This window comes from Nonomuraea maritima (genome assembly GCF_900100395.1).
Classification (GTDB): Bacteria; Actinomycetota; Actinomycetes; order Streptosporangiales; family Streptosporangiaceae; genus Nonomuraea; species Nonomuraea maritima.
The window spans coordinates 15,639-38,426 of the sequence record NZ_FNFB01000041.1 but is presented as its reverse complement, the minus strand read 5'-3'; the positions used below and the strand labels follow the sequence as shown (position 1 = coordinate 38,426).

Below are 22,788 nucleotides of genomic sequence, written 5' to 3'. Positions count from 1 at the left end.
ACGTACATGACCGACGAGAGGCGCCCCGACGAAGGACGCACGTCGGACAACCCCGAGCCTCAGGGGCGGCCGGACTTCCTGCCCGCGGACGACAGGTCCGATCCGCCGGCCTCCTTCGGCGCGGCATGGGGTGACCCGTCAGGGCGGCCCGAGACCGCCGGTACGGCGCCGTACGAGGGCCGCCGGCCGTACGAGGGGCATGAGGCCCCGCAGCAGGGCGACGGGCCCCAGCAGGGCGCTCCGGCGTTCGGCTCGCCGGACAGCGGTCCACGCCCCTACGACGGCCCCCCGTTCGCCGGCCCCGACTCCACCGGCACCCGCGCCTACGACAACCCCTTCGGCACCCCGGACAACGGCCCGCGTCAGTTCGAGGGTCAGTCGTACGGGCCGGACAGCGGCCCGCGTCAGTTCGAGGGTCAGTCGTACGGGCCGGACAGCGGCCCGCGTCAGTTCGAGGGTCAGCAGTACGGGCCGGAGGGCGGCTCGCGCTCGTTCGAGGGGCAGTCGTACGGGGCGGAGGGTGGTGCTCCTTCGTTCGAGAACCCGTCGTACGGCGGGCCGGAGAGCGGGACGTGGGCCTACGAGCGGCCGCCGTTCGGCCAGCCCGGCTACGGCGGCCCGCCGCCTCCGCCGCGGCAGGCGCTCGGCATGGGCCCCGGCTGGGGCCCGCCGCCGCAGGGTGGCCCGCACGGTGGCCCGCACGGTGGCCCGTACGGCGTGGGGGCCGCGCGGCGCGGTCCGTCCACCGGGCTCATGATCGTGACGGCGTTGGTCATCGCGCTGGTGGCGTCGCTGCTCGGCAGCGTCGGCACGTACCTGCTGACCAGGAACACGACCACGGCCAACGATCCCTCCTACAGCCTCGGCCCGCTCCCGACCGGTGCCACCGAACGCGCGCCCGACTCGGTGGCGGGCGTGGCGGCGCGGGTGCTGCCCAGCGTGGTCTCCCTGGAGGTCGGCAACGGCGGCGCCGAGGGCGCCTCGGGCTCCGGCTTCCTGATCAAGAACGGCTACGTGGTGACCAACAACCACGTGGTGGCCCTGGCGGCCAACGGCGGCGACATCAAGATCATGTTCAACAACCGCAAGACGACCACGGGCCGGATCGTCGGCCGCGACCCGGGGTCCGACCTGGCGGTCGTCAAGCCGGACGAGACGTTCGGCTCGCCGGAGATCACGCTCGGCAACTCCGACAAGGTCGTCGTCGGCGACCCGGTGATCGCCATCGGCTCCCCGCTGGGCCTGACCGGCACGGTCACCACCGGCATCGTCAGCTCGCTCAACCGTCCGGTGATCGCGGGCGACGAGTCGGGCACGGGCAGCGAGGAGCCGGCGTACATCAGCGCCATCCAGACCGACGCGGCCATCAACCCAGGTAACTCGGGCGGCCCGCTGGTCAACGGCCGCGGCGAGGTCGTCGGGGTGAACTCCGCGATCGCCACGCTCGGGCGTTCGATGAGCAACCAGCAGAGCGGCAGCATCGGCCTCGGCTTCGCGATCCCGGTCAACCAGACCCGCCGGGTCGCCGAAGAGCTGATCACGACCGGCCGGGCCAAGCGTCCGAAGATCGGCATCATCCTCGACCGCAACTTCCAGGGTCAGGGCGTCAAGATCTCGACCGAGAGCCTCGGGGGCCAGCAGCCGGTGACGCCGGGCGGGCCGGCCGACAAGGCGGGGCTCAAGGCGGGCGACGTCATCCTCGAGATCGACGGGCTGCGGCTGCAGGACGGCAACGAGCTCATCGCCCTGATCCGCAGCAAGGAGCCCGGCTCCAAGATCGCGGTGAAGTACCAGCGCGACAACCAGGAGCGCACCGCCACGCTGACGGTGGTGGCCGAGGACGAGGCGACCCCCACGCCGACCCGCTCCTGACGCCGCGAGGCGGCCCCGGCCTGTGCTGGACGGGGCCCGTGGTGCGGTGGATGTTCTTCGGGGTGGGGAGGCGACCGGGCTGTGGCTACTAGCCCTTAGTCTGTGGATAGGCCAGGCTTGTCCTCGGAAGAGATTGCACTGCGGTAGGAGATCAGGTGTTCGGACTGGGGTGGGCGGAGATCGGGGCGCTGATCGTGATCGCGCTGCTCGTCTTCGGTCCCGACAAGTTGCCTCAGGTTGCCGCACAGGCGGGCAGGACGCTGCGCAATCTGCGCCGGATGGCGAACAACGCGCGCGACGACCTGCGCGCCGGGCTCGGCCCGGAGTTCTCCAACTTCGACCCGGCCGACCTCAACCCGCGTACGTTCGTGCAGAAGCACATCCTCAGCGAGGTCGAGGACTCCTGGGACGACAAGGAGCTCGCCCCCGCCACGGCCCAGGCCCCACCACCCGAGCAACTCGGCTACGGCGAGATCCCCCCGTACGACTCCGAAGCCACCTGACCGACAGCCAGATGACTCCCGCCACCTGACCGGCGTCCGATGGGGCCTCGGCCCGCACAAGACGGGAGGGCCGTCCGGTAGGAGCCGGGACGGGCCCTCGAGAACGCCTCAGGCCGTGAAGACCGAGGGCCCGCTCCGATCGGAGCGGGCCCTTCGCGTTGGTGGGACCGGGTCAGCGGCGGGGGGCGAGGCCCAGCTGGAGGCCCTTAATGCTGCTGCTTCGCTTGCTCAGGCTGTCGGCGATCTTGCGCAGCTCGGCCGCCGCCGGGGAGTCGGGGTCGGTCAGGACCAGCGGCTTGCCCTCGTCGCCGCCCTCGCGCAGCCGCATGTCGAGCGGCACCTGCCCGAGCAGCGGGACGCGCGCGCCGAGGGTACGGGTCAGCGCGTCGGCCACGATCTGGCCGCCGCCCTCGCCGAACACCGCGATGCGCTCGTCACAGTGCGGGCACGGCAGCCACGCCATGTTCTCGATGACGCCGGCGATCTGCTGGTGGGTCTGGGCCGCGATCGAGCCGGCCCGCTCGGCCACCTCGGCGGCGGCCATCTGCGGCGTCGTCACGACCAGGATCTCGGCGGACGGCAGCCGCTGCGCCACGGAGATCGCGATGTCGCCGGTGCCCGGAGGCAGGTCGAGCAGCAGGACGTCGAGGTCGCCCCAGTAGACGTCGGCCAGGAACTGGTGCAGCGCCCGGTCGAGCATCGGCCCGCGCCAGACGACCGGCGTGTTGCCCTCGGGCTTGAACATGCCGACCGAGATGACCTTGATGTCGTGGGCCACCGGCGGCATGATCATGTCTTCGACCTTGGTGGGCCGCTCGGCGGCGCCCAGCATGCGCGGGATGCTGTGGCCGTAGATGTCGGCGTCGACGATGCCGACCTTGAGCCCGTTGGCCGACATGGCGGCGGCCAGGTTGACCGTCACGGACGACTTGCCGACGCCGCCCTTGCCGCTGGCCACCGCGAAGACGCGGGTCAGCGAGCCGGGCTGGTTGAACGGGATCTCTTTTTCTGGGCCGCGGTTGCCGCGCAGCTTGGTCTGGAGGTTCTTGCGCTGATCGGTGCTCATGACGTCGAGCTCGATGCTGACGCCGGTCACGCCTTCGACCTTGGAGACGGCGGTGGTGACGTCGCGGGTGATGGTGTCACGCATCGGACAGCCGGCCACGGTGAGGTAGACGCCCACACGCACAGCCCCGTCGGGGGCGATCTCGACGCTCTTGACCATGTCGAGGTCGGTGATCGGCCGACGGATCTCGGGGTCGATGACGGTGGCGAGGGCCGCAGTCACCTGTTCCTGGGTAGGTGCCATCGAAGTCTCGGCACGAGGGAGTGCCGTCCCTCCTTAGTCGTCTATGTGTGGCAGGCGCTGGACGCCAGTTGAGGATGCCCCTCCATGGTATGAACCGGCGCCCTCATTGAGTTAATCCGTGTTGTTAGATGTCCGTGCAATAACGTTTTAAGGTTACTCCGTGACACTTCTGCGCGACGAGGGGCTGACCGCCGAAGAGCTGGCGGTGTGGCGGATGTTGCAGCGTGCCCAGGTGCGCGTCACCCGTCATCTCGAGAGCGACCTGCTCGTCGCCCACGACCTGCCGCTGGCCTCGTACGACGTGCTCATGCAGCTCGCGGAGGCGCCGGGGCGGCGGCTGCGGATGAACGACCTGGCCGACCGGGTCCTGCTCTCGCGCAGCGGCCTGACCAGGCTCATCGACCGGTTGCAGCGCGACGGGCTGGTCTCGCGCGAGGCCTGCGCCCACGACGCGCGGGGCCTGTTCGCGGTGCTGACCGACCTGGGCGCGGCCCGGCTGTCCGAGGCGACGCCGACCTATCTGCGCGGGGTGAAGAGCCAGTTCATCGACCTGCTGGCGCCCGACGAGATCGCGCGGATGCGTACGCTGCTGGCCAGGCTGGCCGAACCGTCGTGAACACCTTCAGTCGGAGTCGGCGGGTTCAGGGCCCCTCAGCTCGTCCAGCAGTCTGCTGAGCTCGGCGCGGAGGTAGTCGCGGGTGACCACCTCGTTGACGCTCATGCGCAGGTCGGCGATCTCACGCGTCAGGTACTCGATCTCGGCCTGGCTGCGGTCCGTGGTCTCGCGGTCCTGCTCGTACTGGACGCGGTCGCGGTCGTCCTGGCGGTTCTGCGCGAGCAGGATCAGCGGCGCCGCGTAGCTCGCCTGCAGGGAGAGCATCAGCGTGAGGAAGATGAACGGGTACGGGTCGAACCTGAGGTGCGCGGGCGCGAGCGCGTTCCACGCTATCCACACGCTGACGAACCCCGTCATGTAGACGAGGAACCGCGCGGTGCCGAGGAAGCGGGCGATGCGCTCGGAGAGCCGGCCGAACGCCTCGGGGTCGTAGTGCGGACGCAGTTGGCGGCGCAGGTCGCGCGGCTGGTCGAGGCGCTCAGTGGTCAAGGTCGGCCCTCTCGCGCCAGTCCTCGGGCAGCAGGTGGTCGAGCACGTCGTCGACGGTCACCGCGCCGACGAGCCGGCCGAGTTCGTCGACCACGGGCGCGGCCATGAGGTTGTAGTTGGCGAGGTAGTACGTCACCTCGCGCAGCGTGAAGTCCGGCCTGATCGGGTCGATCGACGGGTCGAGGACGCGTCCGAGCAATGTCGAGGGCGGCTCGCGCAGCAGCCGCTGGAAGTGCGACACCCCGAGGTACACGCCCGTCGGGGTCTCGTTGGGCGGCCGGGTGACGTAGACCTGGGCGGCCAGGGCGGGCGTGAGGTCCTCATGGCGGATGTGCGCGAGCGCCTCGGCCACCGTGGCGCTGGGCGGCAGGATCACCGGCTCGCTGGTCATCACGCCGCCCGCGCTGGTCTCGGGGTACGTCAGCAGCCGCCGCACCGGCGCGGCCTCGTCGGGCTCCATCAGCGCGAGCAGCCGGGCCGCCTGGTCGGCGGGCAGGTCGTGCAGGAGGTCGGCGGCGTCGTCGGGCCCCATCTCCTCCAGCACGTCGGCCGCCCGTTCCGGGTCGAGGGTGCCGAGGATGCCGATCTGGTCGTCGGGCGGCAGCTCTTCCAGGACGTCGGCCAGCCGGGTGTCGTTGAGCGCCCGCGCGATCTCGATGCGGCGCTTGCTCGGCAGGTCGTGCAGGGCGCTCGCCATGTCGGCGGCCCGCAGCGACTCGAACGCGGCGATCAGCCCGGCCGCGCCCTGGTCCTTCTGCAGCGTGTCGAACCCGGACACCTCGTTCCAGTTGACGATGCGGGGCTCGCGCCTGCGGCCCTTGTAGAGGGCGACCTTGGTGATCTCCCACGTGGACGGGCGGACCTCCTCCATGGCGACGTCGTAGACGGTCATGGGCTGGTCGCCGAGGCGTACGGACAGGTCGAACATCTCGCCGATGACGAGGGTCTCGGTGGCCCGCGGCTCGAACCTGCGCATGTCGAGCTTGCCGGTGAAGATCACCGCGCCGGCCTCGATGCGGCGTACGCGGGTGATCGGCAGAAAAACCCGGCGGCGTGGCTGCACCTCCACCACGAAGCCGTGGACGTTGGGACGGCGGCCGAGACGCAGCCCGACCACGACGTCTCTGACGCGGCCGATCTGGTCGCCCACCGGGTCGAAGACCGGGGTTCCGGCCAGTCGTGCCACGAAGATCTGCACGTCGTCAGGCTAACAAAGGCGACCCATTGCGCCTGGAACGCCTTGCGTGTCAGTATCAAACCCGCATAACGGTAATTACTCCTTCTGGTGGTGTGCGATGAGGTCTGTGGGGCTCGCGCTGGCTTTCGTGTCGGCGTGGTGTTTCGCGTTCTCAGGGCCGATGGCGAAGTACCTCATCGCCGCCGGGTTGGCCCCGATCGAGGCGGTCTGGACGCGGATGGCCGGGGCCGGGCTGCTGATGCTGGCGGTGCTCGCCGTCGTGCGTCCCCGCGCGCTGCGCATCCCGAGGTCGAGACTGCCGTTCTTCGGCCTGTACGCGATCATGGCGGTCGCCGGGGTGCAGGCCCTGTACTTCGTGGCCATCACCCGGCTGCCGGTGGGGGTCGCGCTGCTGCTGGAGTTCATGGCGCCGGTCATGGTGGTGGCCTGGGTACGGCTGGTCCGCCGGGTACGGCTGGCGCGGGCCGCCTACCTCGGCGCGGTCGTGGCCGTCGTGGGGCTCGCGATCGTGGTCGAGGCGTGGCAAGGCATGCGTCTGGACGCGCTCGGGCTGCTGCTGGGGCTGCTGGCCGGGGCGTGCTGCGCCGGATATTTCCTGATGAGCGATAGCTTCGGGGACGACGTCGACCCCCTCGGCCTCATCGCCTGGGGCATGGCCGGGGCCGCCGTCGTCCTCATGCCGTTCGCCAGGCCCTGGGACATGCGGTGGGAGGTGTTCACCGTCACGGCCACGCCCGCGACCGGCGGGCAGCCGCTGCCGGTGCTGGTCGCCTACCTGGCCATGGTGCTCGTGGCCACGGTGGTGGCCTACATCCTGGGCGTCAACGCCGTACGGCGCCTGTCGGCGGCGATCGGCGCGACCGTCGCGTCGCTGGAGGTCATCGCCGGGGCGATCGTGGCCTGGGCGCTGGTCGGCGAGACGCTCGGCGTGTTCCAGATCGTCGGCGGTCTGATCGTGCTCACCGGGGCGCTGCTCGCCCAGACGGCGACCGCGCGCCCGGCCGCGGAACCCGTGCCGGAGCCGGTGGCGGCCGAGCCGCTCACCGCCCAGACCTGACGGGCCGCCTCACAGCTCGGGCGTGAGGCGGACGATCGTGGACTCGCGGGCCCAGCGCTCAGGGAGGTGTTCGCTGTCGCGGGCGTTGAGCCGCTCCTTGGCCAGCGCCGCGACGACGTCGGGCGACTCGGCCTGGTCGACGACCGTGACCGCCGCGTCGAACTCCACCAGCCGCGCGCCGTTGTCCTTGCTGCGCAGCGTGACATGGACCCGGTCGAGGGCGTCGAGCCCGGGCAGCCGCTGCTCCTCGCCGCCCGTCACGATGTGGATCGCGCCGTCGTGCCAGGCGTGCCAGGCCAGCCGGGGACGGTCGAGGGCGAGCCAGAGGATGCCGGACTTCTTGGCGCCCTCGGCGACGGCCGCGGCCCGGTCGGCGTTCTGCTCGGTCACAGGTTCGACTGTAATCGCGTTCGCCACCCGGAGGAACCGGAGCGGTCGGCGGAAGTAGCGTGTGCCTATGCGATCAAGACGTTCGGTGCTGGCGGTGCCCGGCAGCAATCCCCGGTTCCTGGAGAAGGCCCAGACCCTGCCCGTCGACGAGGTGTTCCTCGACCTGGAGGATTCCGTCGCGCCGCTCGCCAAGGAGCAGGCGCGGGGCAACATCGTGGCCGCCCTGCGCGGCGGCGACTGGACGGGCAAGACGCGCGTGGTCAGGGTCAACGACCTCACCACCCGGTGGACGTACCGGGACGTGATCGAGGTGGTGGAGGGGGCCGGCGAGTTCGTCGACTGCGTGATGCTGCCCAAGGTGCAGGACCCGTCCGACGTCGTCTGGCTCGACACCCTGCTCACCCAGATCGAGCAGACGATGGGGTACGAGGTCGGCCGCATCGGCATCGAGGCGCAGATCGAGAACGCCCGCGGCCTGGTCAACGCCGACGCCATCGCCGGATCGTCGAAGCGGCTGGAGACCCTGGTGTTCGGGCCCGCCGACTTCATGGCGTCGGTCAACATGCGCACGCTCGTCGTCGGCGAGCAGCCCCCCGGCTACGAGGAGGGCGACGCCTACCACTACATCCTCATGCGGCTGCTCATGGCCGCCCGGATGCACGACCTGCAGGTCATCGACGGCCCGTACCTGCAGATCAAGGACGTCGAGGGGTTCCGGCGCGTCGCGCGGCGGGCGGCGGCGCTCGGGTTCGACGGCAAGTGGGTGCTGCACCCCTCGCAGGTCGACGCGGCCAACGAGGTGTTCTCACCCACGCAGGACGACTATGACCACGCCGAGCTGATCCTGGAGGCGTACGAGTACTACACCACCGTGGAGAAGCGCGGCGCGGTCATGCTGGGCGACGAGATGATCGACGAGGCGTCCAGGAAGATGGCGCTCGTCGTGGCCGCCAAGGGGCGGGCGGCCGGGTTGCAGCGGACGAAGACATTCACACCTTGAGGCCGACGGCGGTGAAGAACCAGAACGACGACGTCAGCCACAACCCCACGAGGGCGGCGAACGTGAGCCCGCCGAGCACCGGCAGCGTCCAGCCGGGCGCGTCCCGCTTGGGCAATGCCAGCATCTTCGCGGTGAACACGCCGTAGAAGAAGCAGCCGAGGAACGAGTGCACGAGCACGCGGGCCACGTCGTACTGGAAGCCGAGGGCGTACAGGCAGTGGAAGGCGACCGGGATCGAGAGCGCGAACGCCAGCCGGCCCGACCAGCGGTGCACGGAGGGCGGGATGGTGACCCCGAGCCGTCCCCACATCGACAGGGCCGAGACCACCTGCACGATCGCCAGCACGAACGAGCCCGTGGTGAGCCAGACCTTCATCGGCAGCGCGGAGGAGAACCCGGCCACGCCGACCGCGAAACCGGTCGGCGTGTGCGCCCGTCCGTACACGCCGAGTGCGAGCGCTACCAGGGCGCCGATCAGCAGTGGCAGCAGCAGCACGGTCGCGCCGCGCGACGGGCTGCGGTGGTCGGTGGTGGTCATCCCATCTCCTCGACGAAGGTGTCGGCGTCCTGCGGGGAGATCGTGGTGTCGCCGATCCGCACGGATGCGGTGGGGCTGGCGGGGTCGATCTTCGGGATGTCGAGCTGCTGCTCGCCCGCGAAGGCGGCGCCCACCTGGGTGTAGGTGCCGTTGGTGTTCTTCAGCACGATCCAGCCGGCTCGCAGCTTGGCGCCCCGGACGGTCGCGGTGGCCCGGTAGAGGCCGGACGGCTTCTTCACGGTGGGCGCGAAGAAGCTCCACTTCTTGCCGCCGACGGTGAGCGTGCCCTTGGCCTTGCTGCCGCTCATCGTGGCCTTGACCTTGGCGTGCTTGTCGGCAACGCCGGTCAGGTTCAGTGCGCCGTCCGACTCCTGGCCCTTGAACCAGGCCTCGATCCTGCCGTCGCAGAAGTAGCCGACGGCCTTGCCGTTCCTGATGGAGATGGCGACGAGGGCGCCGGTGCCCTTCACGCGGCCGCCGAAATCGGCCTTCACGGTCTTCTTCGGCGGTTCGGGCGTCGGCGCGGCGGACGGGGTGGCGGACGGGGCCGCTGACGGTGCGGCGCTGTTCGCGCCGGCCGCCCCGGCCTGGAGATTCTGCTGTACGGTGGGCGCCTCGGCGGCGACCGTGACGGCGGGGGTGTCGGCCGTCGGCATCGCGATGATGCTGGCGGCACCAAGCCCTACGGCGAGCACTGCTCCCGCCGCCAGGGTGATGACAGGTCCCAGCTTTGACATGAGCTGCTCCCAGGGTCGGTTGTCCTACGCCTTGAGCATCCGGTCAAAACGCCGCGCCGTCTGTGAACTAATGCGCACTAAGCCGACAGAATGGAAAGATGCCGGAGAACCCAGGGCCTGACCTGCCCGACCACAGCTGGGCGCCCCCGTACGGCGTGCCGCCGGCGGGTGTCGCGTACCAGCCGGAGCCCTGGCTCCTGCCGGCGCCGTCCGGCGCCCGCTACGACCACCTCGCCAGGAACTCCGCCACCCGGCCGTGGCGGTCGATCGTCGGCACGCTGATCGTGGCCTGCGGCTTCCTCGCGATCGGTGTGGTGGTCGTCCTGGCGTTCACCATCCCGGCGCTCCTGCTCGGCCTCCCGTCGCCGATCAACCCGAAGACGGGCGGCCCCGAGCCCACGCCGGTCGGCCTGACCGTGACGCTGCTGTCCATCGCGCCCGCGCTGCTGCTGGCGTTGGGGGTGGCGGCTCTCATTCAGCGGCGGCGTCCTGGGACGCTGTCGTCGGTGGCGGGGCGGCTGCGCTGGTCGTGGCTGCTGACCTGCGTCGCGCTGGCCGTCGTCGCGATGGTGCTGGGGCAGGGCGTCCAGTGGCTCGTCCTGTCGGCGGCGGGCCGGGGCGGCGGCATGTTCGGCTGGACGGGCTGGGACGCCTTCCTGCCGCTGCTCGTGGTGATCGTGGTGCTGGTGCCGTTCCAGGCGGCGGCCGAGGAGTACGTGTTCCGCGGCTGGGTGCTGCAGGCGGTGGGCGCGCACCTGCGCAGCCCGATCTGGGCGATCGTCCTCGGGTCGGCGCTGTTCGCCTCGCTGCACGGCTACTCGTGGGCGGGGCTGGCCGACGTGTTCGCGTTCGGCGCCGTCATGGCGTGGCTCACCGTACGGACGGGCGGGCTGGAGGCGGGCATCGCGCTGCACGTGCTGAACAACCTCGTGGCGTTCGGGATCAGCGCGGCGGCGGGCGGGCTGGAGGACGCACTCGACCAGGGCAAGACGCCGGTTCCTTGGCAGGCGCTGACGGGAACCGTGGTGCAGCTCGGGGTGTATGCGTTTGGCGTGATTTATCTTGCCAAAAAGCGGTCAATCAGCACTGTTTCGGGATAAATCTGGCTGGCTGGTCAGGAATCTCGCTAGAGAGGTCTCGCCATTCCGGCCCAAGCATGCTGGTCTGGATGGCGAAGGAATGCCGACCGGCCGGGACGATCCGCGGCCCGACCGGCATCGACCCAGGTAGGACGCGTTCGACCAGTACGCCGAGTTCGACGAGGAGGTACGCCGCGTGGCCTCCGGCCCCAGCGACCCGCCACGGCGACCGCAGGAAGACGACGACGCGCGCCGGCGCGGCGCGTCCGGCCCGCAGCGCTCCCGAGAACAGCGCGGCGCGTCGCAATCGCAGCGCTCCCGCGAAGAGCGCGCGGAGCCGAGGATCAGCCACTCGCCGCCCGGCCCCACCGACGACCGGCCACGGGGCTTACCCCTCGCCTCCCCCTGGGGGATGCCGCCGTTCGCGGCGCCCGTCCCTGACGAGCCGGAGGAACCGCCCAAGGGGCGCATGCCGTACAGCTCACCCACGGCCGAGCCGGACGTCGAGCCCCGCCGCCGTCCGCGCCGCGTCGTCGACCGTCCCGACAAGCTCGTCGCCGGCGGCCCCCTCTCCGCCGGACCCGAGACCCGCCCCCAGCCCGCGTCCCCTGCATCGGGGCCGGCAGAGCCTCCCGAGGACGCGGAGCCCCCCGAGCACGCAGAGCCTTCCGAGCCTTCCGAGCCGGGAGAGCCGGAGGTGCGGCGCGTCGGGCGGCCCCCGGCGGGCCGCCCCACCAGGCCCGACCGGCTCGTGGCGAGCGGACCGCCGCGCCCGCAGGGCGGCCGTCACCAGCGCGGCCCAGCCCCCGCCGCCCTGCGCAGGTCCAGCCCGGTACGCGGAACCAGCAGGGCCGTACCCGTGGCACTGACCGTGGCCGCGGCCGTCCTGGCCGCCACCGGCGTCCTCGTGTGGCAGTGGGCCAGCGACGAAGGCCCCGCCCTGCGCCTGGCCGCGGGCACCGGACGGTCGGGGGACGACCTGTTCACCGTCCAGGCCGCCGGGGACGGCGCCGACCAGAAGCTCAACGACATGGCCGCCGTGGGCCGCGCCGTGGTGGCGGTCGGCAGCGACACGACCAGCCCCACGCCGCGCCCCCTGTTCCTCTTCTCGCCCGACAGCGGCAGGACCTGGCAGCTCGGTCAGGTGGACGGCGCCTCGACGCCCACGGTCCGGCGCGTGGTGGGCGGCGACGGGCGCTGGCTGGCCGCGGGTGGCGAGCGCGGTCTGTGGACCAGCGCCGACGGCCTGGCCTGGACGACCGTCGACACCTCCGCGCCCGCGTTCCTGCCCGGCGACCGGATCGACGACATCGCGCGTACGGCCTCGGGCTTCGTCGCGGTGGGACGCACGAGCGGCGCGGACGGCGGCACGGGACCTGCCGCCTGGCGCTCCGGCGACGGCAGGACGTGGGAGCGCGTCGAGACCAGGGAGCTGGAAGTACGGGAGCTCAAGGCAGTGGTGGCCAGGGGCGACACGCTCGTGGCCGTCGGGGTACCCGCGGACGGCGAGGGATCGCGGGTGCTGCGCTCGGCCGACGGCGGGCGCACCTGGCAGGCGACCGGCTTCCAGCTCCCCGAGGCCGAGCCGCGGACCGGCACGGTGGCGGCGCAGGCCGAGCGGTTCGTGTTCGTGCCGACCAGGCGGCGCACCCCCGAGGGCGACGTCCGCGTCTACTGCTCCTCCACCGGGGCGCGGTGGTCGTCGTGCGGCTCCATCGACAAGCTGGGCGGCACGAGCGTCGGCGTCGAGTCGCTGATCTCCCACCAGGACGGCGTCGCGGCCATCGCGCAGACCGGCCTCGGCCACTACACCGTCCTGACCAGTTCCGACGGCGGCAGCTGGAAGAAGCGGGCCGATCTCGGCGACCTGCCGAGGGCGACGCTGCGCGCGTTCACGGTCGCATCGGGCGGCACCCTGCTGGCGGGGGGCGACCATGCCGCCTCCGACGTCGACAACCAGCTCGTCCTCATGGCGGTGCCTCCTGGCGGCAAGCCGGGGCGGGTGCCGCTCACCAAGGTCGAGGGCCTGACCAGGGCCGCGCGCGAGACGAACGCCCTCGCCGCCTTCTCCGGCCGGTACGTCGCCGTCGGCTCGGCCTCGGGCGACGCGGGCCTGTGGACGATCCAGGACTGGCGGAGCTGGAAGTCGATGAGCGTGGGCGGCCCCGGCAGGCAGACGCTGGAGGACGTGGCGCACGGCGGCCGCGGCTGGCTCGCGGTCGGAAGCACCGAGACGGACGTCTCCTTCACCGACCCCCTCCTCGTCACCTCCTCCGACGGAGAGAGCTGGCGGAAGGTGGAGGTCAAGGGCGATCTGGCGCGTCAGGGCGACCTGCCGTACCTGCGGACCGGCGTGGTCGCCGCGGGAGGCGGCGGCTACGTGGTGGTGGGCGAGTCCAGGGACCAGGCGGGCGCGTCCTCCGCCGTCGTGTGGTTCACCCGCGACCTGCGCACCTACACGCGGGCCGAGCGGCTGCCGCGGCGCGGCGCGGGGGTGCGCGTCCACGACGTGGTCGCCGTCGGTGGCGGGTACGTGGCGGTCGGCGCGTCAGGTGACGCCGATCGGGAGGCGAGCGTCGTGTGGTTCTCGGAGGACGGACTCAACTGGAGCGCGCGCCCGCGCGTGGCCCCGCAGGACGCCACGTCGGCCGGTCTGCGGCGGGTGGCGGTGTACCGCGACCAGCTGGTGGCGATCGGCACGGCCGTCACGGGCGGGCAGCGGCGGCCGTTCGCCGCGGTCTCGGACGACGAGGGAGCGAGTTGGCGGACGGCCTGGCTGCCCGCGGAGCAGGCGGCCGCCGCCGACGACCTGGCGGCGGCGGCCGACGGGCTCGTGGCGGTCGGCCGGCACGGGACGCCTGGCGAGGGCGACAGCGCCGCCTGGACGTCCACGGACGGCCTGTCGTGGAACCGCGTGGAGCTCACCCAGGACCGCCTCGCGGGCCGGGGCGCGCAGCGGCTGTCGGCGGTGGCGGTGACGGGCTCGGAGGTCGTGGCGCTCGGCCGGTCCACGACCTACAGCGCCGACCATCTGATCCTCTGGACGTCGAGCCTGTCGGCGGACAAGTAGGTTCAGCTCGCGGGCAGCGCGTCCCACTCCGCCAGGGTCCGCAGGAGCCCGTCCGTCAACGGCAGGCGTCCCAGGTCGTCCATGGTGCACCAGCGCACGTCGGCGGCGTCGTCCCCCGCGGTGGGCGTGCCGCCGGAGACGGTGGCGACGTAGTCACGGATCACGTACGTCACTCCGTCCGGACCCGGACGTTCCACCGTGCCGGCCAGGCGGCCCACCCGGATGCGCAGCCCGGTCTCCTCCAGGAGCTCGCGGAGCAGCCCTGCTTCGTCGCTCTCACCGGGCTCCAGGCGGCCCCCGGGGACGGACCACAGCCCGGCGCCGGGCGGGCGGCCGCGCTTGACCAGGAGGAGCCGGTTGGATGCGTCGAAAACGATCGCGCCCACACAATTTACGCGCACATGACTAATATTACGACGAGATAACGCGGATCGGTCTTGACGGGGCCGCGCCGTACCGCGCACCGTGGGTAGTTGTGAGAGCGGCACCAACCTGCCCACGGTGTTTTGGCCCGCTTCACGGGCCCAGCGCCTGGTCGAGTGCGTTTCGTTGTGACACGCACGGAGACGTCCTGCCATATCAACCTCCGTGGCCGCCGAGCAGCACCGCGCTCGAAGCCGTGCGCAAGTCGTCGGTCGTCCCGGTATGGCTGCCGTGGCCCCTGCCCGCCGGCTGGCTCGTGACCGGTTTCGGCGAGGTCGGGGACCAACGCACAGGGGCCCGTGCCAGCCTGGTCGCGCTGAGCGGGCCCTCTTTCATGGAAGGGCCCGCCGACCTGCTCGTCATCGCCGAGGAGCCCGGCATCGGGCTCGGCGCGGCGTTCGCCGGGCTCGGCGGCCCCGACCCCGGCGAGGGGTTCGACGCGGGGCCACCGAACGCGAAGATCGACGTGCTCGGGCATCCGACGGCCCTGTGGTGCGTCGACGGGCAGCCCGACCGTGCTGTCTACGCCGGGGAGGCGCTCGGCAACTGGCTGTGGGCCATCGCCTGGCCGGCCGACGCCGGGTGCATGATCGCGCTGGCCGAGCTGTCGCTGCTGGACGCCCGCGACCAAGAGCTCGACGTCCCGTTCGGCGCCTTCTCCCCGAGGCTCGGGGAATAGCACCCGTGCATGCGATTCGCGCTCCCAGGCAGACGAGCTAAAGTTCGGAAGCGTGACAGCGCGTATCGAGCGAGTGGTGACCGAGGGCGTCGTCGACATCGACGGCACCGAGCACAAGGTCGAGAACAACACGTGGATCGTGGGCGACGACGACGAGGTGATCGTCATCGACGCGTCGCGGGACGCCGAGAAGATCCTGGAGCAGGTGGGCGAGCGCGAGGTGCTGGCCGTCATCTGCACGGCGGGCCTGCCCGACCACGTCTCGGCCGCCATCGAGGTGGCGAGCCGCGACGAGGCCGTGGTCGCCCTGCACCCCAAGGACAAGCCGCTGTGGCGGGAGACCTGGCGCGAGACCTGGCCCGACATCGACATGGAGGACGACGGCGTCTTCGGCGTGGCCGACGTCCAGCTCGACGTCATGGAGACGCCCGGTGTCTCGCCCGGCGGCGTGTCGCTCTACTGCGAGGCGCTCAAGGCCGTCTTCACCGGCAAGGCCCTGCAGGCCGACGGTCCCGGCAAGCTGGGTGGCGAGTACCCCCGCCTGGCCGACCAGCTCACCTCGATCGGCGGGCGGCTGTTCACGCTGCCGGCCGAGACGCGGGTGCTGGCCGCCCACGGCGACGAGGTCACCATCGGCGACCTCGAGCCGCACTTCGACGACTGGGTGTCCGGTTCGCTCACCCGAACCGTCGGCGACGACGACGAGTCCGAGGGGCCGCTGACCGACGGCACCAAGATCTCCGGAATCAAGCTCAACCCGGACGAGTGACCCGGCGCCGTCGCACGGGCGGCAGCGGCACGACCGCTGCCGGCCGCGCGACGGCGAAGGACGGCGCGGCGGCGCGCCGGTGAAGTGTCGCGCGGTGGTGGAGGACAGCGCGGTGCTCGGCCCTGATGCGGCCGGGTCCGCCTTACGGAGTGAGGTCGCATGAGCGCGGTGCAGGGGCAGCTTCCGCTTGAAGGGATGCCGCGGCGGCTCTACTCGTGCACGCCTTCGCGGTTGAACACCTGGCTCGACTGCCGCCGCCGCTACCGGTTCACCTACCTCGACCGGCCGCAGCCCGCCAAGGGGCCCGCCTGGGCGCACAACAGCGTCGGGGCGAGCGTGCACAACGCGCTGGCGGGCTGGTGGCGGGAGCCGTACGAGCGGCGCACCCCGCTCACGGCGTCGATCCTGCTGACGAACGGCTGGATCAAGGAGGGGTTCAGGGACGCCGAGCAGTCCGGACGGTGGCTCGGCAGGGCCCGCGACCTCGTGTCCGGATATGTCGCGACTTTAGATCCATCGGACGACCCGGTCGGCGTCGAGCGCACGGTCGCCACGCGTACCAAGGTCATCGCCGTGTCCGGCCGTATCGACCGGCTCGACCGGCGCGGCGACGAGCTCGTCGTGGTCGACTACAAGACCGGCCGCCGCCCCCTGACGCAGGACGACGCCCGCTCCTCGCTCGCCCTCGCCGTCTACGCCGTTGCGGCCTCCGCCATGATGCGCACGCCGTGCCGTACGGTCGAGCTGCACCACCTGCCCACCGGCGAGATCGTCGAGTGGCGGCACACCGACGAGTCCCTGGGCCGTCATCTGCGCCGCGCCGAGGAGGTCGCCACCGAGGCCGCGGCGGCCGACGAGCGCTACCGCGAGGTCGTGGCCACTCCGAGGTCCGGCCGCGCAGCCCGCGACGGACAGCCCGCCACGTCCAGGTCCGGTCGCGAAGCCCGCGACGGACAGCCCGCCGGGCCCGCGCAGGTTCCCGCCGAGATCGACGAGCTGTTCCCGCCCAGCCCCGGCCCCCTCTGCTCGTGGTGCGACTTCCGCCGCCACTGCGCCGAAGGCCTGTCCGCCGGCCCCGAACGCCTCCCTTGGGACGGCCTGGCCGAGTGACCCGGCAGCGCCGCCGTCACCTGGCTCGCGGCCGGGTCCTACCTGACCGGCGTCCTCGCCCCGCCCGTCAGGCGGCGGACGGCGGACGGCGACGCGGATCGGTCAGGCCCCTGAGCCCCTTGCCGAGGTCGTATCCGGCCGCGCCGAGGCGATCCCTGGCCGCCTGCAGCATCTGCCGGGTGGCCGGCATGAAGGCGCGCTCGTGCACGGCCTCGGGCAGGGCGTTCATGCTCACCCGGAACGCCCGCAGCGCGGCGGTGACGGCCGCAGGAGGCACCTCGGGCAGCACGCCGTACAGGCGTCTGGCCCAGTCGGGGAGCGTGTAGTAGCAGAGCGCGCCGAAGGGGAACCAGACGGGCTTGCCCGGCGAGAGCGCCCGCAACTCGCGCGGCAGCCGCGGCCACATGAGGAACCGGACGGCCGAGACGGCTTCCGGTGTCACGCGCAGGTGCGGGCGCATGCGCTTGAAGTAGGCGTCCATCTCGGCGCACGAGCCGGGCACCTCATCGGGGTGCAGGCCGACGTAGGCGGCACTGGCGCGCTGCTCGGCGAGGTAGCGGTCGGCGTCCCGTTCGGTGAGCCGCAGGCCGCCGCGCCGGGCGACCTGCAGGTACGACGACACCTCCGCGCAGTGCACCCACAGCAGCAGTTCCGGGTCGTCGAGCCGATGCGTGCGGCCGGTCGCCGGATCGCGGAACCGCAGCGACCGGTGGATGCCCCTGACCCGCCGGCCGATCTCGTCGGCCTCCTCTGGGCTGCCGAACGTCACCCGTCCCACGAAGTCGGCGGTGCGGCGCAGCCGCCCGAAGGGATCGTCCTGGAAGGAGGAGTTCTGCCAGACGCCCAGCATGGCGTGGGGGTGGAGGGCCTGGAGCATGAGACCGCGCACGCCGCCGACCCACATCGACCGGTCGAGGTGCACCAGCCAGGTGGCGCTGTGCGGCGGCTGGGCGGTGAGCTGCTCGGTCATCCGAGGGATCTGGTCTCCCGGTGGTGGGTCTCGGCCGTGTTCCAGAACCGCACCAGGGCCGTCGCGGTCGTCTCGGGCGCCTCCACGGCGGGGGAGTGGACCGCGCCCGGCACCACCACGCTCTCCGCGCCGAGCCGGGCCGCCATCTCCGACTGCGACTCGGGCGGCCAGCCGTCGTCGTGCTCGCCGTACAGGACCAGGGTGGGCAGCTCCATCTCGGCCAGTTCGTCGGTGCGGTCGCGCATCGTCAGCGCCTGCTCGGCCATGTGGATCAGGGCGGTCGGTGAGTTGCTGAGCAGCCGCCGGTGCAGGAACTGCCTGATCTCGGGGGTCACGTCGTCGGCCAGCGCGGCCGGCTCGAACCGGGTCTGCCACACGTGCTCGAGCCCGAGCTCCGGCACCTCTTCGAGGATCTTCCTGCCGTTGTGGGCCCGCAGGCCCTCGATGGCCCCGGGACCGGAGCTCATCAGCGTGAACGAGGCGAACTTCGTGCGGCCGTCGATCACCGCCTCGCGGGCGACCAGCCCGCCGAAGGAGTGGCCCACCAGGTGGACGGCCTCGCCGCCACCGACGATCTGCGCGAGCGTGTCGACGTCGGCGCCGAGGGCGGCGCAGGTGTAGGCGGACGGGTCGTCGGGGCCGGGGGTCTCGTACTGTCCTCGAAGGTCGACGGCCACCACACGCCGCCCCGACTGGGCGAGGGTCATCAGGACGGCGATGAAGTCTTCCTTGCTGCCCGTGAGCCCGGGGACGAGGAGGGCGGGCCAGCGTTCCACCACGCCGTTGACCGGGAGCGCCTCCAGGGCCGCGAACGTGCCCAGGGGCGTCTCGATCTTCTGTGGCGCAGCGCCGGGAGGCAGGTCGAGGAATCGGGGCGTACTCACGTGGGGCAACAATACCCAGCGGTCAGCGGCATGACACCGTCGTGGGGATTACGCCGGTGCGAGACTTGTGCATTTTGCGCGCCCTGTGCGTCTTCGACGTCCCAGCTCAGTGGCCTGTGACGGGCGCTCAGGAGCTCCTGCCGGGGCCGGACGCGCGAAAGGCGCGCATCCGTGTGGGATGCGCGCCTTCCGCGTTCGTCAGGACCTGCGGCGGTTGCCGCCGCGGGGCTGGCGGCGCTGCTGCTTGCGCTCGGTCGCCGCCGACGGGGCGATGTCGTCGTCGTCCGTGGCGAGGTCGGGCGACTGGAAGATCACCGTGAACGGGTTCGGCGGGATGATCCGCTCCGGCTCCCTGTGCACCGGCGGAGGCGGCGTGGCCAGGAAGCTCGGCTCGGGCTCCGGCTCGAACGCCGGCTCGAACACAGACTCGGACGCGGGCTCGAATTCGGGCTCACGCTCGACGACCGGTTCCGGCGCCGGCTCGGTGACGGCGGCCCGGCGGGAGCGGGTGCGCCGCGCCGGAGCCTCCTCAACCGGCGTCTCCTCCGGCGCCCGGTACGAGCGCCCGCCCGTGACCGGCGCCTCGGCCGTGACCGGCGCCTCGGCCGCGTCGGCGACCGCCTGCTCGATGGCCGTGACGGCCGCACCCCTGCGCGTACGGGTGCGCTTCGGCTCGGCCGTGAGCGGCTCGGCGGTCTCCTGTGTCTGGACGTTCACGGGCTCGACCTCCGGCAGGTCAGCTGGTGTGGTCTCCGCCATCTCCCTGCCGCCGCGGGTGCGGCGGCGCTGGCGCGGCGTACGTGCCGGGCGCTCCTCACGCTCGTCACGACGCCTGCCGCCGCGGTTGCGCGGTCGGCCCGTCTCGCCGAGGTCCTCGATGCGCTCGGCCGACAGGCCGGCACGCGAGCGGGCGGCGTGGGGCAGGACGCCCTTGGTGCCCTTGGGGATGTCGAGCTCGGTGTAGACGTGCGGCGAGGTGGAGTACGTCTCCTCGGGCTCGGCGAACTCCAGCCCGAGCATCTGGTTGATCATCTTCCAGCGGGTCAGCTCTTCCCACTCGACGAACGTGACCGCGATGCCCGTGCGCCCGGCCCGGCCGGTGCGGCCGATGCGGTGCACGTAGGTCTTGTCGTCGGTGGGGCAGTCGTAGTTGACCACGTGGGTGACGTCGTCGATGTCGATGCCGCGGGCCGCCACGTCGGTGGCCACGAGCACGTCGATCTTGCCGTTGCGGAACGCCCGCAGCGCCTGCTCGCGCTGGCCCTGGCCGAGGTCGCCGTGGACGGCCGCGACCGCGAACCCACGCGTGTCGAGCTGCTCGGAGACCATGTCGCAGGCCCGCTTGGTCTCGCAGAAGACCATGGTGAGCCCGCGACCTTGCGCCTGCAGCAGCCGGGCGACGATCTCGATCTTGTCCATCCGGTGGGCCCGCCACACGATCTGGCGGACCTGCGGCGTCGCCTCGCCCTCGCCGCTCTCCATCTCGGCGCGTACGTGCGTCGGACGGTTGAGGTATTTGCGCGACAGCGAGACGATCTCGCCCGGCATCGTGGCCGAGAAGAGCATCGTCTGCCGCTGCTCGGGGATGAGCTTGAAGATGCGCTCGATGTCAGGCAGGAAGCCCAGGTCGAGCATGCGGTCAGCCTCGTCGAGCACCAGCGTGGTGATCTGACTCAGGTCGAGATGCTTCTGCTTGACCAGGTCGAGCAGCCGTCCGGGGGTGCCGACGATGACGTCGACGCCCGCCTTGAGCGCCTCGATCTGCGGCTCGTACGCCCGGCCGCCGTAGACGGTCAGGACGCGGGAGCCCAGCTTGCCGGCCGCGGTGACGAGGTCTTCGCTCACCTGTACGGCCAGCTCACGCGTGGGCACGACAACGAGCCCACGGGGCTTCTTGCGGTTCTTGCGCGGCTTACCGATGCTCTGCAGCATCGCGATGCCGAACGCGTAGGTCTTTCCCGTGCCCGTACGGGCCTGACCGATGAGGTCCTGGCCGCTCAGGGCGAGTGGGAGGGCCATCTCCTGAATCGGAAACGGCGTGACGATGCCCTCGGTCTCGAGGGCGTCGGCGATCTCTGGTGTGACTCCGAGGTCTCGGAAAGTCGTCAGCGTGGCCTGCCTCAGTCTCAAATGAAGGCGGGCCTGCCGGGACCGACGGGCGGTTACGCCCAGCGTCGTGGGTCCTCGCGGTAGAGCCAGCCCTCTCGCGTCATCAGCGACCGCGCCCGGGGAATCGGGGGGTAATCGGGGCAATGTCCCGAATTAACACAGAGCGGTCGCACTTTCACAGAGCAGTGTACTCGATACCACAACGCTGACCGAGCTCGCGTATGTTCCCGAAGATTTACCGAAGTACGCTGCCTTCCATGACAACGTCTCCTGGAGTCGTCGACCTGCTCGGTGTGCTGGCTTACGCGGAGCTCAGCGCGTACGCGCGCATGACCGACGACGCGGCCACGCTCGCCCCCTCCCTGGCCGATCGGGCGGCGCTGAGCGAACTCGCCGTGACCGAGTACGCCCACTTCCGCCTGCTGCGTGACCGGCTCTCCGAGCTGGGGGCCGACCCCGACGAGGCGATGGCGCCGTTCGTGGCGGCCCTCGACGCCTGGCACGCGCAGACCCGGCCGTCCGACTGGCTGCAGGCGCTGATCAAGACGTACGTCGGCGACGGGATCGCGCTCGACTTCTACCGGGAGGCCGCGCGGCACCTCGACCCCTCGATCGCCCGTCTGGTCGACGAGGTGCTCGTCGACGAGGGGCGTTCACAGTTCGCGGTCGAACGCGTGAGGGCGGCGATCGAGGCCGACCCCGTGGAGAGCGGCCGCCTCGCGCTGTGGGCCCGGCGGCTCGTGGGAGAGGCCCTCAGCCAGGGACAGCAGGTGGCATCGGCGCGCCCCGAGCTCGCGAGCCTCCTGGCGGAGTCCCTCCAGGACGGCGCCACCGAGCTCTCACGCCTCTTCGCCAAACTGACGGAGGAACACAACAAGCGCATGTCCGCAATGGGCCTCTGACCTCCCCACGCCCGCACGGGACCCACCACGCCCGCACGGGACCCACCGGCGGCCGAACGAGGACCTGCGCGATTCGCCCCGCTTCCGTGGTGTGAGGGGCATCACCTGCGCCCGCACGAGTTGGGCTGTGGGGGTGTGGGGCTTGCGGGAGGTGCCCTGCTTCTGTGGTGTGAGGTCACCTGCGCCCGTACCGGTCGGGCCCTGCGGTGTGTGGTCTGCGCCGTTTGCCTGGTGTGCGGGCGGATCGCGGGGGTCTAGGTGGGTTCGTGGTGCGCTTGAAGGGTGTGGGGCGGGTGGGCGGTTGTCAGGTGTACCGGGGTGGGCGATTGGGGGGCGCGGGCGTCGAAAGGGTTGTACCGTGCGGACATGAGGGCCTCGCGCCGCTACGGCAGTTCCTTGACGAGATGCGGTCCGAATCGCTGGATTTCCCGCGCTGTGTTGCGCAGGCAGGCCACGGGATGCCCGGCCTCCGAAGCAGGAGGGCACCACGTCGCCCGCCCCAGGCGCCCCCGCGGGTGCCGCATCTCCAGAAATCCCGCCTGACCGGGCCCGCCTGGCCGGACACCTCGTCCGACCGGGCCCGCCTGATCAGGACCTCGTCTGACCGGGCATGCCTGACCAGGCACCTCGTCCTACCAGGCACGTCTGGGCCGGACATCTTGGCTGACCCCGACCGGGCCTTGTGGGTCTCTCTGGCCGGAGGTGCGTGGTTGTCAGGGCTGGTGTGTGCGTAAGGGGTACGGCGCGTGGCCGTACCCCTTACGCGCGGACCTCAGAGGGTGCCGCCGAAGCCGACTGGTCGGGCTTCGTCCTCGCCGATCTCGACGAATCCGAGCGAGGACACGGGCACGACGACCCGCCTGCCCTTGGTGTCGGTCAGCGCGAACATGCCGCGGTCGACTGCGAGCGCCTCTCCGATCAGCTCTTCGACCTGCGCGGCCGTCAGGTCGGTCTCGACAACGAGTTCGCGGTGTACGGACCGTACGCCGATCTTCACTTCCATCGTGGGCTCCTCATCGACAGGCTGGCTCGTCTCCATCGTGGCCCCCACGACCCCCGAAGACACGACTGATCGCGCCCAGCG

Annotated in this window: 22 protein-coding genes; 11 read left to right on the top strand and 11 right to left on the bottom strand. The window is 71.6% G+C overall.

Annotation, left to right across the window (positions count from 1 at the left end; translation table 11 throughout):
- Window positions 1-6: 6 nt before the first annotated feature.
- On the top strand, window positions 7-1,872 hold the full coding sequence (locus tag BLR04_RS36550; protein ID WP_245740929.1) for a S1C family serine protease: 1,866 nt from the start codon (window positions 7-9) through the stop codon (window positions 1,870-1,872).
- A 155-nt stretch (window positions 1,873-2,027) separates the two neighbouring features.
- Window positions 2,028-2,375: a sec-independent translocase gene (locus BLR04_RS36545; RefSeq protein WP_090773752.1), complete on the top strand. Its 348-nt coding sequence runs from the start codon at window positions 2,028-2,030 to the stop codon at window positions 2,373-2,375.
- A gap of 172 nt (window positions 2,376-2,547) precedes the next feature.
- On the opposite strand, the gene BLR04_RS36540 is transcribed toward BLR04_RS36545, so the two are convergent.
- The gene (locus BLR04_RS36540) at window positions 2,548-3,684 is read right to left on the bottom strand and encodes an Mrp/NBP35 family ATP-binding protein (protein ID WP_090773751.1); all 1,137 of its coding nucleotides are present in this window, start codon (window positions 3,682-3,684) and stop codon (window positions 2,548-2,550) included.
- A gap of 160 nt (window positions 3,685-3,844) precedes the next feature.
- On the opposite strand from BLR04_RS36540, the gene BLR04_RS36535 reads away from it, so the two are divergent.
- The gene (locus tag BLR04_RS36535) at window positions 3,845-4,300 is read left to right on the top strand and encodes a MarR family winged helix-turn-helix transcriptional regulator (RefSeq protein ID WP_245740926.1); all 456 of its coding nucleotides are present in this window, start codon (window positions 3,845-3,847) and stop codon (window positions 4,298-4,300) included.
- A gap of 6 nt (window positions 4,301-4,306) precedes the next feature.
- On the opposite strand, the gene BLR04_RS36530 is transcribed toward BLR04_RS36535, so the two are convergent.
- Entirely contained in the window at window positions 4,307-4,789 is a 483-nt protein-coding gene (locus tag BLR04_RS36530; protein ID WP_090773750.1) for a DUF1003 domain-containing protein, read from the bottom strand.
- A complete protein-coding gene (locus tag BLR04_RS36525) occupies window positions 4,779-5,987 on the bottom strand; it encodes a magnesium transporter MgtE N-terminal domain-containing protein (protein ID WP_245740924.1) in 1,209 nt (402 codons plus the stop codon). Before BLR04_RS36525 ends, BLR04_RS36530 begins: the two co-directional genes overlap by 11 nt.
- A 97-nt stretch (window positions 5,988-6,084) precedes the next feature.
- On the opposite strand from BLR04_RS36525, the gene BLR04_RS36520 reads away from it, so the two are divergent.
- Window positions 6,085-7,044 carry an EamA family transporter gene (locus tag BLR04_RS36520; protein ID WP_090773749.1) on the top strand — a complete coding sequence of 320 codons (960 nt, stop codon included), beginning with the start codon at window positions 6,085-6,087 and terminating at the stop codon, window positions 7,042-7,044.
- A 9-nt stretch (window positions 7,045-7,053) separates the two neighbouring features.
- On the opposite strand, the gene BLR04_RS36515 is transcribed toward BLR04_RS36520, so the two are convergent.
- Window positions 7,054-7,434 carry a hypothetical protein gene (locus BLR04_RS36515; protein ID WP_090773748.1) on the bottom strand — a complete coding sequence of 127 codons (381 nt, stop codon included), beginning with the start codon at window positions 7,432-7,434 and terminating at the stop codon, window positions 7,054-7,056.
- Window positions 7,435-7,501: 67 nt separating this feature from the next.
- Here BLR04_RS36515 and BLR04_RS36510 point away from each other — a divergent pair, with 67 nt between their 5' ends.
- Window positions 7,502-8,434, top strand: a complete 933-nt coding sequence (locus tag BLR04_RS36510) for an HpcH/HpaI aldolase/citrate lyase family protein (protein WP_090773747.1) — start codon at window positions 7,502-7,504, stop codon at window positions 8,432-8,434.
- Here BLR04_RS36510 and BLR04_RS36505 read toward each other — a convergent pair.
- Window positions 8,424-8,972 (bottom strand): DUF6529 family protein, encoded by a 549-nt coding sequence (locus BLR04_RS36505; protein ID WP_090773746.1) that lies wholly within the window; start codon window positions 8,970-8,972, stop codon window positions 8,424-8,426. The two genes, BLR04_RS36510 and BLR04_RS36505, sit on opposite strands and share 11 nt — an antisense overlap.
- On the bottom strand, window positions 8,969-9,709 hold the full coding sequence (locus BLR04_RS36500; protein WP_143022375.1) for a hypothetical protein: 741 nt from the start codon (window positions 9,707-9,709) through the stop codon (window positions 8,969-8,971). Before BLR04_RS36500 ends, BLR04_RS36505 begins: the two co-directional genes overlap by 4 nt.
- Window positions 9,710-9,807: 98 nt before the next feature.
- Here BLR04_RS36500 and BLR04_RS36495 point away from each other — a divergent pair, with 98 nt between their 5' ends.
- Window positions 9,808-10,809, top strand: coding sequence for a CPBP family intramembrane glutamic endopeptidase (locus BLR04_RS36495; protein ID WP_090773744.1), 1,002 nt, complete (start codon window positions 9,808-9,810; stop codon window positions 10,807-10,809).
- A gap of 175 nt (window positions 10,810-10,984) precedes the next feature.
- Window positions 10,985-13,858 (top strand): DUF6242 domain-containing protein, encoded by a 2,874-nt coding sequence (locus tag BLR04_RS36490; RefSeq protein ID WP_143022374.1) that lies wholly within the window; start codon window positions 10,985-10,987, stop codon window positions 13,856-13,858.
- A 2-nt stretch (window positions 13,859-13,860) separates the two neighbouring features.
- Here BLR04_RS36490 and BLR04_RS36485 read toward each other — a convergent pair whose 3' ends face one another.
- Window positions 13,861-14,244: an NUDIX hydrolase gene (locus BLR04_RS36485; protein ID WP_245740922.1), complete on the bottom strand. Its 384-nt coding sequence runs from the start codon at window positions 14,242-14,244 to the stop codon at window positions 13,861-13,863.
- An 89-nt stretch (window positions 14,245-14,333) separates the two neighbouring features.
- Between BLR04_RS36485 and BLR04_RS36480 the strand changes: the two genes are divergently transcribed.
- The 3 genes from BLR04_RS36480 (at window position 14,334) to BLR04_RS36470 (ending at window position 16,839) form a co-directional block, all read left to right on the top strand.
- Complete coding sequence (locus BLR04_RS36480) at window positions 14,334-14,960, top strand: DUF6758 family protein (RefSeq protein ID WP_176903470.1); 627 nt, start codon at window positions 14,334-14,336, stop codon at window positions 14,958-14,960.
- Window positions 14,961-15,012: 52 nt separating this feature from the next.
- The gene (locus tag BLR04_RS36475) at window positions 15,013-15,729 is read left to right on the top strand and encodes an MBL fold metallo-hydrolase (RefSeq protein ID WP_176903469.1); all 717 of its coding nucleotides are present in this window, start codon (window positions 15,013-15,015) and stop codon (window positions 15,727-15,729) included.
- A 159-nt stretch (window positions 15,730-15,888) separates the two neighbouring features.
- Window positions 15,889-16,839 (top strand): RecB family exonuclease, encoded by a 951-nt coding sequence (locus BLR04_RS36470; protein ID WP_090773741.1) that lies wholly within the window; start codon window positions 15,889-15,891, stop codon window positions 16,837-16,839.
- A gap of 67 nt (window positions 16,840-16,906) precedes the next feature.
- Here the strand turns inward: BLR04_RS36470 and BLR04_RS36465 are convergent, their stop codons facing one another.
- From BLR04_RS36465 to BLR04_RS36455, 3 genes are all read right to left on the bottom strand, one after another.
- Window positions 16,907-17,809, bottom strand: coding sequence for an oxygenase MpaB family protein (locus BLR04_RS36465; protein WP_090773740.1), 903 nt, complete (start codon window positions 17,807-17,809; stop codon window positions 16,907-16,909).
- Window positions 17,806-18,693, bottom strand: a complete 888-nt coding sequence (locus BLR04_RS36460; RefSeq protein ID WP_090773739.1) for an alpha/beta fold hydrolase — start codon at window positions 18,691-18,693, stop codon at window positions 17,806-17,808. Before BLR04_RS36460 ends, BLR04_RS36465 begins: the two co-directional genes overlap by 4 nt.
- A 198-nt stretch (window positions 18,694-18,891) precedes the next feature.
- Entirely contained in the window at window positions 18,892-20,712 is a 1,821-nt protein-coding gene (locus BLR04_RS36455) for a DEAD/DEAH box helicase (protein ID WP_218129307.1), read from the bottom strand.
- Window positions 20,713-21,059: 347 nt separating this feature from the next.
- On the opposite strand from BLR04_RS36455, the gene BLR04_RS36450 reads away from it, so the two are divergent.
- Window positions 21,060-21,704, top strand: a complete 645-nt coding sequence (locus BLR04_RS36450; RefSeq protein WP_090773738.1) for a ferritin-like fold-containing protein — start codon at window positions 21,060-21,062, stop codon at window positions 21,702-21,704.
- Window positions 21,705-22,476: 772 nt separating this feature from the next.
- Here the strand turns inward: BLR04_RS36450 and BLR04_RS36445 are convergent.
- Window positions 22,477-22,707 (bottom strand): DUF3107 domain-containing protein, encoded by a 231-nt coding sequence (locus BLR04_RS36445; protein WP_090773737.1) that lies wholly within the window; start codon window positions 22,705-22,707, stop codon window positions 22,477-22,479.
- Window positions 22,708-22,788 lie beyond the last annotated feature (81 nt).

Coding starts and splice junctions, on each gene's coding strand:
- BLR04_RS36470 (WP_090773741.1), top strand. CDS start 15,889: ATGAGCGCGGTGCAGGGGCAGCTTCCGCTTGAAGGGATGCCGCGGCGG.
- BLR04_RS36520 (WP_090773749.1), top strand. CDS start 6,085: ATGAGGTCTGTGGGGCTCGCGCTGGCTTTCGTGTCGGCGTGGTGTTTC.
- BLR04_RS36465 (WP_090773740.1), bottom strand. CDS start 17,809: ATGACCGAGCAGCTCACCGCCCAGCCGCCGCACAGCGCCACCTGGCTG.
- BLR04_RS36450 (WP_090773738.1), top strand. CDS start 21,060: ATGACAACGTCTCCTGGAGTCGTCGACCTGCTCGGTGTGCTGGCTTAC.
- BLR04_RS36540 (WP_090773751.1), bottom strand. CDS start 3,684: ATGGCACCTACCCAGGAACAGGTGACTGCGGCCCTCGCCACCGTCATC.
- BLR04_RS36505 (WP_090773746.1), bottom strand. CDS start 8,972: ATGACCACCACCGACCACCGCAGCCCGTCGCGCGGCGCGACCGTGCTG.
- BLR04_RS36500 (WP_143022375.1), bottom strand. CDS start 9,709: ATGTCAAAGCTGGGACCTGTCATCACCCTGGCGGCGGGAGCAGTGCTC.
- BLR04_RS36495 (WP_090773744.1), top strand. CDS start 9,808: ATGCCGGAGAACCCAGGGCCTGACCTGCCCGACCACAGCTGGGCGCCC.
- BLR04_RS36445 (WP_090773737.1), bottom strand. CDS start 22,707: ATGGAAGTGAAGATCGGCGTACGGTCCGTACACCGCGAACTCGTTGTC.
- BLR04_RS36510 (WP_090773747.1), top strand. CDS start 7,502: ATGCGATCAAGACGTTCGGTGCTGGCGGTGCCCGGCAGCAATCCCCGG.
- BLR04_RS36550 (WP_245740929.1), top strand. CDS start 7: ATGACCGACGAGAGGCGCCCCGACGAAGGACGCACGTCGGACAACCCC.
- BLR04_RS36455 (WP_218129307.1), bottom strand. CDS start 20,712: ATGGCCCTCCCACTCGCCCTGAGCGGCCAGGACCTCATCGGTCAGGCC.